Here is a 13,470-nt window from a genome sequence, read left to right on the forward strand (position 1 = left end):
AAAAATCGCAATTTCGTGGCTGCAAAGGCATCGGCGATTTTCAATTTGTGTCACCATACCCCCGCCATCGCGAAACGACGTGAGGCTCCTATCCGGGCGATTGGTCGCAGGGGAGGCTTTCGATGCGAATGATTCTGGCTGTTGTCGCATTGTGCAGTGCAATTGCGAGCACGGCCCGCGCCGCCGAGCCATCGCCGGAGCTGATCGCCTATGGCAAGGCGCTGGTCGAGGCCGGCGACTGCGCGGGCTGTCACACCGCCGATCCGGCAAAGCCATTCGCGGGCGGAAAACGCATCGATACGCCCTTCGGCGCGATCTACGCGCCGAACCTGACGCCGGATCGTGACACCGGGATCGGCGCCTGGACCGATGCCGATTTCACCCGCGCGGTGCGCACCGGCGTCGCGCCCGACGGCTCGAACTATTACCCCGCCTTCCCCTATCCCTATTTCACGAAGGTGACGAAGGACGACACGCTGGCGATCCGGGCCTATCTCGGAACGCTGGCGCCCGTCGCGAGCCGCAACAAGCCGCCGGAGCTGCGCTGGCCGTTCGGCTATCGCGGCCTGATGCGGGTCTGGAACGCGATGTATTTCAAGCCCACCCTGTTCGAGCCGGACCAGAGCCAGAGCGCTACGTGGAACAGGGGCGGCTATCTCGTCACCGGGCTCGGCCATTGCGGCGCCTGCCACACGCCGAAGAACTATTTCGGCGCGGACAAAACTGCGCAGGCGCTCTCGGGCAACGAGGTCGGCGGCTGGTACGCACCAAGGCTCGATGGCGCCGCGCGCACCGGGCTGAAGTCGTGGAGCGTCGAGGACATCACTGAGTATCTCCAGAGTGGCCGCAACGCCAAAAGCCATGCCGGCGGGCTGATGGCCGAGGTGGTCGTCGGCTCGACCTCGAAGATGAGCGATGCCGATGTGCGCGCCATCGCGGAATATCTGAAGAGTCTGCCGCCGTCGCGGCGCGAGTCGATCGTGACGCCGCCCGACGATGCCGAGATGAAGGCCGGCCAGGCCGTCTACGCAAAACTCTGCATCGCCTGCCATGAAGCCGACGGCTCCGGCGCGCCGCGCATCTATCCGCCGCTGCCCGGCAATGCGCTTCTGCAATCGGTCAATCCGTCCTCCAGCTTGCGCATCATCCTCGACGGCGCCCACACCGTGACGACGCCACGCGCGCCCAACACCGGCGAGATGCCGGGCTATGCCAAGCAATTGTCCGACGAAGAGATCGCCGCCGTGACGAACTACATCCGCAATTCCTGGGGCAACGCCGCGCCGCTGGTGACCGCGGCGCAGGTGGCGAAGGCGCGGAAGGCGCCGTAGCTCTCACCTCCGTCATTGCGAGCAGTGAACGAAAGAGCCCTACCGCTCCTCGCCTTCCGTGAACACGAATTTCGGCATCTCCCATTTGTAGCGCACCGCCAGCAGGCGGAAGCTGACGCCGAGGACAAACGTCAAGATCGTCCAGAGCTCCGCATTGAGTTCCAAGCCGAAGGCGGTGGCGTAGAACAGGCCGGTCGCCACCGAAACGGTCGCGTAGAGCTCGGAGCGGAACAGCAGCGGCACATCGTTGCAGAGCACGTCGCGCAGCACCCCGCCTGCACATCCGGTCACCATGCCGGAGACGATGACGATCGGCAGCGCGGCATTCGTCTGCCAAGCGATGTCGCAGCCGGCCATGGTGAAGACGACGAGACCGATGGCATCGAGCACGATGAAGGCCAGCTTCAGCCGGTGCACGAGCCGCGCGATCAGGATGGTGAGGAAGGCCGCGCCGCCGGCCAGCGCGAGATAGATGGGATGAGCGACCCAGGTCAGCGGATAGTGCCCGAGGAAGAGATCGCGCAAGGTGCCGCCGCCGAGCGCGGTGATACAGCCGAGGAAGCAGACGCCGAGCCAGTCCATGCTCCGGCGGCCGGCCGCGAGCGCGGCGGTCATGCCTTGCGCTGCGACCGCGACCAGCGACAACAGATGCAGCACGCTATCGCTTGGCGGCAAGCTCCACATCGCCTTGTTCCCTTCCCCATCGATGGAACCGACACGCACGGTTCCAAAATGAACAGGTTCCCGATTCCTCGCGCAAGGGCAACATGCGACGAAAGCACTAAGGAGGGCGGAACAGAATCTCGCATCTAGCGGTTGTCCAGCCGCAATAATCGAGGAGACAAAATCGATGGCTGACGACCGTTTTCCCAACGATCCGTATCGCCCGAATCTCGCCGATGATGAGTATGTCCGTGCGGCGCGACGGGATGCCGAGCTTCAGGCCGATCCCGAGCTTGGCGAAGGCCCCGCCTCCAGCGGCAAGGTAGCCTTGTTCGCAGTGGCGATCGCCTTGGTACTGGGTGCCGTGTTCTACGGACTGAACAACACGAGCACCGGCAACCAGGCCAGCAACACGCCGGCGACGCAGACCGCCCAGCAGGCTCCGCCTGCGAATCCGGCCACGCCTCCCGGCATGCGCGACGTGACGCCGCGCAACAACACCGGACCCGGCGTGACCACGGGTGCTGCCCCGAGCAAGCCGGCCGCGCCTGATCCGGCCGCCCCGTCTGAGGGCGCGAAGTAACGACAACAGCTGTCGTCGCCCGGCTTGACCTGGCGACCCAGTATTCCACCAGCGGCGGAGATTGAATCGAGAGGCCGCGGCGTACTGGATGCCCCGCTTGCGCTGGGCATGACACCGAGAGGATGAGAGAGCGGCGGGAGCTTACATCCCGCCGCTTTTCGTTTAGCTGAACATCTTGTTGAGTTCGCCGCCGGAATAGCCGGTGCCGAGCTCGGTAAAGGTCCCCTTCTCCGCCATCTCCTTCGCGGCGCGCATGAAGCCGCCCCAGGCGGCGCGGGCGAGCGAGCCGCCGACGCTGATGCGGCGCACGCCGAGGTCGGCGGCCTCCTGCAAGGACAGGCCGGGCGCGCCGATCAGCAGGTTGAACGGCTTTGGTGCGACAGCCTTCACCACGGCGGCGATGTCCTCGCGCGTCTTCAGGCCCGGCGCGTAGAGGCAATCGGCGCCTGCGTCCGCATAGGCCGTGAGCCGGTCGATGACGAGCTTGAGGTCGGTCACGCCCCACAAATACGCCTCGCAGCGGCCGACCAGCAGCGTGCCGCTGTCGCCGATCGCCTTGCGCGAGGCCTTGATGCGCTCGACCGCCAGCGCGCGCTCGTAGAGCGGCTTGTCCTTGTCGCCGGTGGAGTCCTCGATCGAGAGGCCGGCGACGCCGGTGCGCACACCGCGCTCGACATTGTCCGCGACCTTGTCCGGCTCGACGGCGAAGCCGCCCTCGAAATCCGCATTCACGGGGATGTCGACGGCCGAGCACAATGCTGCCAGATGCTGACAGACGTCGTCGACCGTGACGTGGTTGTCGGCCTTGCCGATGGTCCAGGCAAAGCCCGCGCTCGATGAGGCCAGTGCCTTGAAACCGAGAAGCTGCAACGCCTTGGCGCTGCCGACGTCGACCGGATTGGGCAGGATGAAGCAGCCGCTCTCGTGCATTGTCTTGAACGTCGCGCGCTTGTCAGCGGTTGTCACATGCATGTTTCTCTCCCTTGTTGGCCGCGCAGAGATAAGGCCGCGCAAATGCAAACGCTAGTGCGCGTCGTGGACGGCGCGGCTGTCCTTCGGCGCCTGCTCGCGATCATTCATGCCGTAGTCGCGGATGACGCTGGCGATGCGCAGGTGATAATCGGCAAAGATCTTCGCCCTGCCCTTTGCCTGCGTGCGCCGGTGCTCCATCGTGTTGCGCCAGGCCTGGACTGCTGCCTCGTCCCGCCAGAACGACACCGACAGGATCTTGCCCTTCTCGGTCAGGCTTTCAAAGCGCTCGACCGAGATGAAGCCATCGATGGTTTGCAGGATCGGCTTCAGGTCGGCCGCGAGGTCGAAGTAGTCCTGGCGATGTTCCGGCTTGGGCCAGACTTCGAAAATCACGGCGATCATGGGCGTCTCCTTTGCGTTGGCGGTCTACAATACCACCTTGCGCAGGAAGGTGCGCTCTTCCGCCAGGATGAATTTGTTCTCCTCGGCGAAATGGAAGTTAGCCATGCCGTCCGCGTCCTGCCGCAGCCGGGCGCGATAGGCCTCATAGGCGGCCAGACTCTCGAAGGTGATCAGCGCAAACGCGATGTTGTTGGTGCCCTCATGCGGCATGAAATAGCCGATCAGGTCACCGCCGCATTTCGGGATGATGGTGAGCCAGCGCTTCGAGTATTCCTCGAACTGCGCGCGCTTGAAGGGATCGAGCTGGTAGCGGATGAAGACGGTGACGGACATGATGGGGCTCTCCTGTTTCCACACCGTCATTGCGAGCGCAGCGAAGCAATCCAGGAATCCCTCCGCGGGGACAGTCTGGATTGCTTCGTCGCTGCGCTCCTCGCAATGACGACTTGGTGAGAGGCTACGCCCTTGCCCCACCGCGATGCTTCGGCTACCATCGAAGCATGAAATCGGGTCCCGACATCGCCATGATTGCCTCGCTGGTCGGCGACCCCGCCCGCGCCAACATGCTCACTGCGCTGATGAACGGCCGCGCGCTGACGGCGAGCGAGCTCGCGCAGGAGGCCGGCATTACGCCGCAGACCGCGAGCTCGCATCTGGCCAAGCTCGAGGCCGGCGGGCTGATCGAGCCGGAGAAGCAGGGCCGCCACCGCTACTACCGCCTCACCGACGATGACGTCGCGGGCGTGCTCGAAGGCCTTGCGGGGCTTGCCGCGCGGACCGGCCACATGCGCGTGCGCACCGGACCGAAGGATCCGGCGCTGCGGCGCGCGCGGATCTGCTACGACCACCTCGCCGGCGATCTCGGCGTGCAGATGCTCGACAGTCTACGCACGCGAAACCTGGTCAGGCAGAAGAAGCAGGACATCGAGCTGACGCCTGAAGGCGAGCGCTTCCTCGCAAAGCATTTGCAGATCTCGCCCGACATGCTCACCCATCCGCGCCGTCCGGTGTGCAAGGCGTGCCTGGACTGGAGCGAGCGGCGCCATCATCTCGCCGGCACGCTGGGCGCCGCCATGATGCAGCGTTTCGCCGAGCTGAAATGGGCCGCGCGCGACGCCACGCCCGGCAGCCGCGTGGTGAATTTCACCCGTACCGGCGAGAAGCAGTTTGCGACGCTGTTCGGGACTGGGAAGGATTGATCACGCCAGGTGCGTGAGATCGCACGTTTGCGTGTGAACCACGGCTTCCGTCACGGCCGGGCTTGACCCGGCCATCCATCGCTTTAAGCGCAGTGTGGTTCCGAGGCGATGCGCAACATCGAACTGGAACTTCGAGATTCCGGGTTCGCGTCTTCGACGCGCCCCGGAATGACGGCTCCAATTACGAGATCTTCATGAACCGCATCCTCCCGGTCGCGCTTGCCGCCGCCCTTCTCACCGCCCCGCTCTCTTTCGCTTACGCCGCCGACACCACCCCGCGCGAGCCCTACGGCATCGCGCTCGAAGGCTTTGCCTATCCCTATCCCGTGCATCTGCTGCCTGTCATCAATGACGGCGAGCAGCTGAGCATGGCCTATATGGACGTCGCGCCCGAGCGGTCGAACGGCCGCACCGTCGTGCTGCTGCACGGGCGCAATTTTCCGTCGAGCTACTGGGCGCCCGTCATCAAGATGCTGAGCGAGGCAGGCTTCCGCGTCGTGGTGCCGGACCAGATCGGCTTCGGTAAATCCTCCAAGCCGCAAGGCGAGCTGCACTTCGACACGCTGGCGCGCAACACCATCGCCCTGCTCGATCATCTCAAGATCGACAAAGCCGAGGTCGTCGCGCATTCGCTCGGCGGCATGCTGGGCGTGCGCATCGCGCGCGCCTATCCGGATCGTGTCGCGCACCTTGTTCTCACGGCCCCAATTGGGCTGGAAGACTACCGCCTTTACGTGCCGCCGACGCCGACCGAGAAGATCATCGAGAGCGAGGACAAGCTCACCGCGGACGGCTACCGAAAACAGCTCCAGACCAACTATGCGATCAAGCTGCCTCCCGACGCGATCACGCCGTTCGTCGACGCCCGCTTCAACATGAAGGGCAGCCCCGATTATCCACGCTGGCTGCGCGCCTTCGTCAGTTCCGGCCAGATGATCTATCGCGAGCCGGTCGCGCACGAGGTCGCGCTGATCACCGAGCCAACGTTGTTCATCATGGGTGCCGACGATCACAACGCGCCGGGCCGGCCACTCGCACCGGAGGCGCTGCGCGCGAAAATGGGCCAGAACGCGGAACTCGCGAAAGCGCTTGCGGCCAAGATGCCGAACGCGCGGACCGAGGTCATTCCCAATACCGGTCATCTCGTCTTCCTGGAAGCCCCTGAAAAGTACCGTGAGCTGGTGTTGGGCTTTCTCGGCCGCTAGAGCGTTTTCGAGCGAACTGGATACCGGTTCGCACGAGGAAAACACGTCAGAACAAAGAATCCAGGGCGCCGTTTCGATTCCATCGGGACGGCGCTCCAACGCCATTTCTGTCGCCTGAAGCCGCATGAGAAGAAACGTTCATGCCGCATTCAGGTCATGATTGGCAGGTTTGGATCGCGACGTGTCGGCACGCCCCAGATTTAACGTGTCGAATCGTGTCTTTTGATTCATTGTGCGCCGCAAGCGCCAATTCCCCAAGAATCTGCCCCAAAAACCTGCCCAAGGACAAGAAGGAAGCTCAGATGAAATACCTGTTTGCCGCCGTGATGCTCGCCAGCGCGGTCGTCGGTTTCAGCGAAGCGGCCAGCGCTGCTGGCGGCTGCGGCCCCGGCTGGTACCGCGGCGCCTATGGCGGCTGCCGTCCGATGCGCGGCCCGGCGGTGGTCGTCGCTCCGCGGGCTCCGGTCGTTGTCGTCGCGCCGCGTCCGCGCGTCTGCCCCTACGGCTTCCGCTGGTACGCCGGCCGCTGCCGTCCGTTCTGATCTCTTCTTTTCGCATTACAAAGTGGCCGCGCGGCGAAAGCCTGCGCGGCCATTTTCTTTTGAAGGCCTGACGTCTCATCGTGGAGGGGCCGCGCCGAATAAAAACGGGGACCGCAATTGCGGTCCCCGTCCAGACTCGGCCGATGCGAGCTTACCAGTGATGGCGGCGGTGCCAGCGCCGGCGATGCCAGCCCCAATGACGGTGACCCCAGCCCCGGTGGCGGCCATGCCAGTGCACCTGTTCAGGCGTCAGCTTGGAAGCTTCCTCACTGGTGGTGACGGCGGGATGAGCGTCGGGATTGCCTTGCGGCGTGCGCGCGGGATCACCGAGCGGCTGCGGCGCCAACGGCGCAGCTTGTGCGGCCGCCGTCAACGTCGCGGCTCCAGCCGCGACGCCGAATGCAAGTTTCAAAAAGTTCCGACGCTCCATGACATGTCCTCTAGGCTATCGAGCAAGTGATGCAGAGGGAGTGTCGCGGTCACGATATGAACGGAAGCTGAATCGCATCTTCAGATTCATGACATGGGTGTCAGGGACAAGCGGACTACGGCTACGCTCCGACGTCCTGCTTCGCAAACTCCTGCGCCAGCACCAGCGTCTCGCGCGTGCGCTTCACATCGGGCCAGTCGCGGTTGAAATCGGCGACGAGCTGCTTCAACGCATCGCCCTTCAGCATCGCAGCCAGCTTGGCCTCGTCATCGAACTGATACATGGCCTGATGCAGCGAGGGATCGTCCAGGCTCCAGAACCGCCAGGCCTTAGCTACGCCGAACGCCTTCACCGCGTCGGGCACATGCGCGGTCTCGTACCATGTGTCGAAGGCGGCGCGCTTGCTGGCGTCGGTGACGGTGGCGCGAACGACGAAGTAGGCAGCAGGCATGTGTTTCCTCCCGTTGTTTGGCCGCAGCATAGACGGTTATAGTCGCGGCAACAAAAAGCCCGCGCGACGGAACATTCGGATCGCGCCGATGGGGGAAGGAACGGCCATGCGCAGGATCATCACGGGCCTCGTTGCGGTCACCTGCCTGTGGCCAACGGCCTCGCTCGCCGAAATCGTCCGCTTCGACATCCTCGCGCGCGAGCCCGCCTTTGCCGGGCGCAGCTTTGGCGATGTCGGCACCTATGAGCGCATCACCGCGCGCGCGACCTTCGCGCTCAACCCGTCGGACGATCGCAACGCCGTCATCACCGACCTCGCGATCGCGCCGCGTAGCTCCGACGGCAAGGTGGCAGCCACCGCCGACGTCGTGATCCTGCGACCAACCGATCCCACCCACGGCAACGGTACGCTGCTGCTCGAGGTGCCCAATCGCGGCCGCAAGCTCGCGCCGCAATTGTTCGACGATGCCGCCCAGCCCGGCGCCAACAATGCCGACAAGGCCGAGGACGCCGGCATCGGCTTCCTGCATCGCCAGGGTTTTACGATGGTCTGGGTCGGCTGGCAGGGCGACATCCCCTCCAAGCCTGGACAACTCGCGCTGACGGCACCGGTGATCAAGAACATCGCTGGACCGGCACGCGAAGAAGTCGTCTTCGACAACACGACCAATCCCGTGCGCGCGACGCTGACCTGGCCGGCGACTGATGCCGCCGACCTCAAGGTCTCCGTGCGCGCCGCCTGGGCCGATGCACGGCAGGCGCCCTCCGGCCTCGTCGCAAAGCTCGTCGATCCCGTGACGGTGGAGATCACCCGGCCCGACGGTTTTGATGCCGGCGCGCTCTACGAGATCACCTACACCGCGCGCGATCCTGTGCCGCTCGGCATGGGCTATGCCGCCGTGCGCGACGTCGTCAGCTTTCTCCGCCACGACGAGACCCAGGCGAACCCGCTGCTGAACGGCCTGCATCCCTCCGTCAGCCGCGCCATCGGCTTCGGCGTGTCGCAATCCGGCCGCTTCCTGCGCGACTTCCTCCATCTCGGCTTCAACGAGGATCTCCAGGGACGCACCGTGTTCGACGGATTGATGCCGCATGTCGCGGGCACGCGGCGGATGGCGACAAACGTCCGCTTCGGCCAGCCCGGCCGCAACCCGCGCCATCCGCAGGATCCGGCGTGGCAGGCCGATCTGTTCCCCTTCACCTATGCGAGCCTGAGCGATCCCTATTCCGGCAAGACCGACGGCCTGCTTCGCCGCTGCGCGCTCTCGGCGACGTGCCCGAAGGTGATGCAGACCGACAGCGAGCACGAATGGTGGGCCTCCCATGCCTCGCTGCTGGTGACCGATCTCTCAGGCAACCACCTTGATCTGCCCGACAACGTCCGCGCCTACATGATCTCGGGCACGCCGCATTTCGCGGAAGCCGCCGACGTGATGAAAAAGGGCGTGCCCGCGATGTCGCTGCCGCAGAACCCGATGCATGCGGGCATGCCGATGCGCGCGCTGCTCACCGACCTCAACGCCTGGATCAGCGACGGCACCAAGCCGCCCGCAAGCCGCGTCCCCATGCGCGCCCACGGCACGCTGGTGCCGGCGCAAGGCGCGGTGCCGATGGATATCCCTGGCCTGCCCTTTGCCGGCATCCACACGCTCGCTGCCTTCTCCGATCAGAGCGTGCTGCCGCCCAAGGCGATCGGCCGCTACCCCGTGTTCGTGCCGAAGGCGGACAATGACGGCATGGCCATCGCAGGTATCCGCCAGCTTGCGCTCGCGGTGCCGCGCGCGACTTACACCGCGTGGAATCCGCGCGCGCAAGGATTTGGCCCGACGGCGCTCTATCCGCTGCAAGGCGCGGTGGTGCCGTTCGCACCGACGGAAGCCGCACGAAAGGAAGTGCATGATCCCAGGCCGTCGATCGCGGAACGATACGCGGATGATGGGGCGTATGTGGCCGCGGTGAAGCGAGAGGCCGCGCGGCAGGTGGCGGAGCGGATTTTGTTGCCTGAGGATGCGGAGCGGGCGGTTGAGGCCGCGAAGCAGGGAAAGCTGGCGAAGCTTGGGCCGGTCCCGTAGGGCGGATTAGCGAAGCGTAATCCGCCAACGCCTCTATCCGGCGAAGCAGGCGTTGGTGGATTACGCCAGCGGACTGCGCTTCGCGCAGCCGCGGGCTAATCCACCCTACGAAAAAACATCTTACCCCGCTGTCGGAACGCCCGCCCTTCATCCGTCCTATGTTCAGACAGCACGGAGACACCGCATGCCCGACCTCACCCTCACCACCTTCGACTGGGTTCCCGAGATGCCGCGCGGTTTCGTGCGCGACCTTCGTGTGCGCTGGGCGCTCGAAGAGGCCGCGTTGCCCTATCGCGTCGCGAGCGTGCCGTTCGGCCCGCGGGATGCCGCGCATTTCGCGCACCAGCCCTTCGGCCAGGTGCCGTGGCTGATCGACGGCGATCTCTCGATCTTCGAGAGCGGCGCGATCCTGCTGCATCTGGGTGAGCTCAGCCCGGCATTGATGCGCACCGGTCCACGCGGCCGCAGCGACACGGTCGAATGGGTGTTCGCGGCACTCAATTCGGTGGAGATGCCGGCCCTGCCCTGGACGATGTTCAAGTTCACCGGCAGTGACGATGGCTCACCTGCCGTGAAGTTCGTCGACGACTTCCTCAAGCTCCGCCTCAAGCACATGGAGACGGTGCTGGCCGACCGCGAATGGCTGGCGGGGCCCTTTTCCGTCGCCGACATCCTGATGTCGGACGTGCTGCGCGTCGTCGATAAATTCGACGGCCTGGCGGAACATCCGGCCTGCCGCGACTACGTCGCGCGCGCCACCGCTCGCCCGGCCTTCGCCAAGGCCCACGCCGACCAGATGGCGCATTTCGCCGCGGCGGACGCGGCACGTAAGAGCGACCATAGGGCGGGTCAGGCGCCCCGCTGACCAGTCGCGTTTGAAATCGGCAATCAGCCCCACCGATGGATCCGTCGCACGACAGAACCGTCACGCTTTCATCGTCCCGAGCGATCTTACTGCGTCCAGCAGATGTTCCCTCTCATACCAGCGATCGAACGCGGCGCGTTTGCCGGCGTTGGTGACGGTGGTGCGGACGATGAAGAAAGCGGTGGGCATGCGGGTTCCTCCGTGGAAGCTTTTGTGACCCAACAACGCTGACAACAAGGAACTTAGCAGCGGACAAGCATTGACGCGACGCAGCGCGGCGCACCAGCTGTCATACTTTGTTCAAAGACCGGGCCGAAGATTCCGGACACCACATGAGGCGGGCTGGGGTCGTCCTGCATGGATCAAATCCATCAACCCAGAGGAGACAGCCATGGCAACCAAAGTAAAACCGGTTCCCGAGGGATACCACACCGTCACGCCCTATCTCGTCGTCGATGGTGCGGAGAAGATCATCCGCTTCATGAAAGACGCTTTTGGAGCCCAACCGGTCTTCGAGCCGCTGATGCGGCCCGATGGCAAGGTTGGACATTCAAAATCGGAAATTCCATCATCATGATTTCCGATTCCTCGGAGCGCGCACAAGCAACATCCACGATGCTGTATCTCTACGTACCGAACGTGGATGCAGTCTATCAGAAGGCGCTCAAGGCCGGCGGCGCATCGGTGATGGAGCCCGCCGATCAATTTTACGGCGACCGCAGCGGCGGCGTGACGGATCCGGCGGGCAACCGGTGGCACATCGGCACCCATATCGAGGATGTATCTCCGGCCGAACTGAAGAAGCGTGCGACGGAGGCCATGAAGCAGCAGAACAAGGCTGCGTAGACGAAGCACGCGCTTCGCAGCCGCAGGGCGGATTGGCGTTAGCGCAATCCGCCAATCTGTCGTTAAAAAAGTGGCGGGTTACGGCTTCGCCGAACCCGCCCTACGCGTTCGAGCTCGACCGTTGCGCGCATCTAGTTCTGTGAACGCGTAAAGGGGACAAAACGCACGAGGGCAACGGCGCGCGTCGTCGTCTTGCCGGGTGCAATTTTTTCGACGATCGTGAGCTGCTGAGTGGTGTACTCGGCTCCCACCGGCATGACGAGTCGGCCACCCACGTTGAGTTGCTCGATCAACGGCGGTGGCGCATGCCCGAGCGCGGCCGTCACGACGATAGCGTCAAACGGACCGCATTCGGGCCAGCCATCGTAGCCGTCGCCAAGCCTGACGCTGACGTTGTCATACGCGAGGTCTCTCAGTGTCTTCGTGGCGGTCTCGGCCAATTGCGGGATGATCTCGATGGTGCAGACCTTTCGCGCCAGGCGCGCAAGGATGGCGGCCTGGTAGCCCGTACCTGTGCCGACTTCGAGCACAATTTGATCGGGCGCGACTTCGGCCAAATGGGTCATCAAGGCCACGATATAGGGCTGCGAGATGGTCTGGCCGAGGCCGATCGGTACCGGACTGTCGGCGTAGGCGATCGCGCAGGACCGCTCGGGGATGAACAGATGGCGCTTGGTTTGCGCCATGGCCTCAAGCACCCTCTCCGACAGGCCTTGCCGTCCCAAGCCACTTCCCGCCGACCGGGCGTGGGCCCGGATGGTTTCGACCATGGCGGCGCGTTCACGGACGCATTGATCGTCCGGTGGTGCATCCTGGGCGGCCGCCTCCCATGCAGCGACAACCATGGCAAACACGTGCAGCAAGGCCTTCATGATCATGCGCTCTCCACGAGATACGCAATTGGCGTCGACCGCTTGAGCGCAACGCGTGCATCCGGCCGATGACCGGGATCCAGTCGTTACAGCTTGTAGCCGATCTTTCGCAGCAGGTCTTTCCGCCACGCAATGTCCGCGTCGGTCTCAACGCCCAGCGGCGAGCCGCCATCCACCACGCCGAGCACGCCGCGGCCGAGGTCCGTTTGCGCGACGATCACCTGTGTCGGATTGGCGGTCGCACAAAAGATGCGGCAGACCTCCGGCACCGCGCGCACGGCAGCCAGCACGTTGACGGGAAAGAATCCGTCACCCAGGAAGATCAGAAAAGTGTGTCCGGCACCGATGGCCAATGCGTTGTCGCGCGCGAGGGTGAGAGCAGGTTCGTCGTTCCCCGACCAGCGCACCAGCCGCTTGCCGGAAGCTTCGCAGAATGCCAGTCCGAAGCGGATGCCCGGCACCGCACCGACCAGCGCCTCGTGGAGGTCTTCCACGGTCTTGATGAAATGCGACTGGCCGAAGATGAAGTTGGCGGCGTCCGGCTTGACGATGGGCACCACGGTGAGTTCCATGGCTGCGCTCCTTGTCCAACGCCAGTCATGGTAGGCCCCCGGCAGGCGATTGCAAGGCGCTTCACATCAGCTTCATGGGCGTATCAGTGACCAGACGAAGATCGATCCTGCCAATCAACGCTGAGCGGCGCGCCTCCGCAGCGCCAATCGCGTCGTCCGTCTGCCGCAACGTGCTGATGTTCGAACCGAGCGACACGATCCCGCCCAGCACCAGGGCGATCGATCCGAGCCCTGCGGTGAGACCCGCGCCGAACAACCCGAGGATCGTGATCAGCAGCAGCGCACCGCCGCCGCTGATGGCGATCTTGGACGCCAGGATATACTTCCGGCATCGCTCGGCGATCTCGGCGAGCCGCTCGATCCGATCTTCGATGTCGGAGATTTCGTCGGTCGGATCGTCTTCGGTCATAGGATCTCGAAGTCCACACTATGCGGGCGAACAGCCTTGGGCCCCGCATCACACCTC

Annotated in this window: 19 protein-coding genes; 9 read left to right on the forward strand and 10 right to left on the reverse strand. The window is 64.5% G+C overall.

Going from position 1 to position 13,470, the window contains the following annotated elements:
• The first annotated feature begins 122 nt into the window (after positions 1 to 122).
• A complete protein-coding gene (locus tag ACKWRH_RS27095; protein ID WP_445216015.1) occupies positions 123 to 1,331 on the forward strand; it encodes a c-type cytochrome in 1,209 nt (402 codons plus the stop codon).
• Between the two features lie 39 nt (positions 1,332 to 1,370).
• On the opposite strand, the gene ACKWRH_RS27100 is transcribed toward ACKWRH_RS27095, so the two are convergent.
• Positions 1,371 to 2,015 carry a trimeric intracellular cation channel family protein gene (locus tag ACKWRH_RS27100; protein WP_445216016.1) on the reverse strand — a complete coding sequence of 215 codons (645 nt, stop codon included), beginning with the start codon at positions 2,013 to 2,015 and terminating at the stop codon, positions 1,371 to 1,373.
• A gap of 166 nt (positions 2,016 to 2,181) precedes the next feature.
• Between ACKWRH_RS27100 and ACKWRH_RS27105 the strand changes: the two genes are divergently transcribed.
• Positions 2,182 to 2,577 carry a hypothetical protein gene (locus tag ACKWRH_RS27105; RefSeq protein WP_445216017.1) on the forward strand — a complete coding sequence of 132 codons (396 nt, stop codon included), beginning with the start codon at positions 2,182 to 2,184 and terminating at the stop codon, positions 2,575 to 2,577.
• Between the two features lie 162 nt (positions 2,578 to 2,739).
• Here the strand turns inward: ACKWRH_RS27105 and ACKWRH_RS27110 are convergent, their stop codons facing one another.
• Genes ACKWRH_RS27110 through ACKWRH_RS27120 form a run of 3 tightly spaced genes read right to left on the reverse strand, consistent with a single transcriptional unit; the run spans position 2,740 to position 4,284 of the window.
• Positions 2,740 to 3,549, reverse strand: a complete 810-nt coding sequence (locus ACKWRH_RS27110; RefSeq protein WP_445216018.1) for an isocitrate lyase/PEP mutase family protein — start codon at positions 3,547 to 3,549, stop codon at positions 2,740 to 2,742.
• A 51-nt stretch (positions 3,550 to 3,600) separates the two neighbouring features.
• A complete protein-coding gene (locus ACKWRH_RS27115) occupies positions 3,601 to 3,951 on the reverse strand; it encodes an antibiotic biosynthesis monooxygenase family protein (RefSeq protein ID WP_028151163.1) in 351 nt (116 codons plus the stop codon).
• Between the two features lie 24 nt (positions 3,952 to 3,975).
• Positions 3,976 to 4,284 (reverse strand): NIPSNAP family protein, encoded by a 309-nt coding sequence (locus ACKWRH_RS27120; RefSeq protein WP_028151164.1) that lies wholly within the window; start codon positions 4,282 to 4,284, stop codon positions 3,976 to 3,978.
• Positions 4,285 to 4,451: 167 nt separating this feature from the next.
• Between ACKWRH_RS27120 and ACKWRH_RS27125 the strand changes: the two genes are divergently transcribed.
• The 3 genes from ACKWRH_RS27125 (at position 4,452) to ACKWRH_RS27135 (ending at position 6,897) form a co-directional block, all read left to right on the forward strand.
• Entirely contained in the window at positions 4,452 to 5,150 is a 699-nt protein-coding gene (locus tag ACKWRH_RS27125) for a metalloregulator ArsR/SmtB family transcription factor (RefSeq protein ID WP_445216019.1), read from the forward strand.
• A gap of 194 nt (positions 5,151 to 5,344) precedes the next feature.
• On the forward strand, positions 5,345 to 6,355 hold the full coding sequence (locus ACKWRH_RS27130; protein ID WP_445216020.1) for an alpha/beta fold hydrolase: 1,011 nt from the start codon (positions 5,345 to 5,347) through the stop codon (positions 6,353 to 6,355).
• Positions 6,356 to 6,657: 302 nt separating this feature from the next.
• Positions 6,658 to 6,897, forward strand: a complete 240-nt coding sequence (locus tag ACKWRH_RS27135; RefSeq protein WP_445216021.1) for a GCG_CRPN prefix-to-repeats domain-containing protein — start codon at positions 6,658 to 6,660, stop codon at positions 6,895 to 6,897.
• A 151-nt stretch (positions 6,898 to 7,048) separates the two neighbouring features.
• Here ACKWRH_RS27135 and ACKWRH_RS27140 read toward each other — a convergent pair whose 3' ends face one another.
• Together ACKWRH_RS27140 and ACKWRH_RS27145 are read right to left on the reverse strand one after the other, a co-directional pair.
• Positions 7,049 to 7,327, reverse strand: a complete 279-nt coding sequence (locus ACKWRH_RS27140) for a twin-arginine translocation signal domain-containing protein (RefSeq protein ID WP_445216022.1) — start codon at positions 7,325 to 7,327, stop codon at positions 7,049 to 7,051.
• A gap of 121 nt (positions 7,328 to 7,448) precedes the next feature.
• Positions 7,449 to 7,778, reverse strand: a complete 330-nt coding sequence (locus ACKWRH_RS27145) for a hypothetical protein (protein WP_445216023.1) — start codon at positions 7,776 to 7,778, stop codon at positions 7,449 to 7,451.
• A gap of 106 nt (positions 7,779 to 7,884) precedes the next feature.
• Here ACKWRH_RS27145 and ACKWRH_RS27150 point away from each other — a divergent pair, with 106 nt between their 5' ends.
• On the forward strand, positions 7,885 to 9,849 hold the full coding sequence (locus tag ACKWRH_RS27150; RefSeq protein ID WP_445216024.1) for an alpha/beta hydrolase domain-containing protein: 1,965 nt from the start codon (positions 7,885 to 7,887) through the stop codon (positions 9,847 to 9,849).
• A gap of 184 nt (positions 9,850 to 10,033) precedes the next feature.
• A complete protein-coding gene (locus ACKWRH_RS27155) occupies positions 10,034 to 10,714 on the forward strand; it encodes a glutathione S-transferase family protein (RefSeq protein ID WP_445216025.1) in 681 nt (226 codons plus the stop codon).
• 60 nt (positions 10,715 to 10,774) lie between these two features.
• On the opposite strand, the gene ACKWRH_RS27160 is transcribed toward ACKWRH_RS27155, so the two are convergent.
• On the reverse strand, positions 10,775 to 10,903 hold the full coding sequence (locus tag ACKWRH_RS27160) for a hypothetical protein (RefSeq protein WP_445216026.1): 129 nt from the start codon (positions 10,901 to 10,903) through the stop codon (positions 10,775 to 10,777).
• A 202-nt stretch (positions 10,904 to 11,105) separates the two neighbouring features.
• Between ACKWRH_RS27160 and ACKWRH_RS27165 the strand changes: the two genes are divergently transcribed.
• Both ACKWRH_RS27165 and ACKWRH_RS27170 read left to right on the forward strand, forming a co-directional pair.
• Positions 11,106 to 11,291, forward strand: a complete 186-nt coding sequence (locus ACKWRH_RS27165; protein ID WP_445216027.1) for a hypothetical protein — start codon at positions 11,106 to 11,108, stop codon at positions 11,289 to 11,291.
• Positions 11,288 to 11,560, forward strand: coding sequence for a VOC family protein (locus ACKWRH_RS27170; protein ID WP_445216028.1), 273 nt, complete (start codon positions 11,288 to 11,290; stop codon positions 11,558 to 11,560). Before ACKWRH_RS27165 ends, ACKWRH_RS27170 begins: the two co-directional genes overlap by 4 nt.
• A gap of 131 nt (positions 11,561 to 11,691) precedes the next feature.
• Here ACKWRH_RS27170 and ACKWRH_RS27175 read toward each other — a convergent pair whose 3' ends face one another.
• From ACKWRH_RS27175 to ACKWRH_RS27185, 3 genes are all read right to left on the reverse strand, one after another.
• The gene (locus ACKWRH_RS27175; RefSeq protein ID WP_445216029.1) at positions 11,692 to 12,438 is read right to left on the reverse strand and encodes a protein-L-isoaspartate(D-aspartate) O-methyltransferase; all 747 of its coding nucleotides are present in this window, start codon (positions 12,436 to 12,438) and stop codon (positions 11,692 to 11,694) included.
• Between the two features lie 80 nt (positions 12,439 to 12,518).
• Positions 12,519 to 13,004 carry an adenosine-specific kinase gene (locus ACKWRH_RS27180; protein WP_445216030.1) on the reverse strand — a complete coding sequence of 162 codons (486 nt, stop codon included), beginning with the start codon at positions 13,002 to 13,004 and terminating at the stop codon, positions 12,519 to 12,521.
• 61 nt (positions 13,005 to 13,065) lie between these two features.
• A complete protein-coding gene (locus ACKWRH_RS27185) occupies positions 13,066 to 13,413 on the reverse strand; it encodes a hypothetical protein (RefSeq protein ID WP_445216031.1) in 348 nt (115 codons plus the stop codon).
• Positions 13,414 to 13,470 lie beyond the last annotated feature (57 nt).

The sequence above is a fragment of the Bradyrhizobium sp. Pa8 genome (assembly GCF_052588265.1).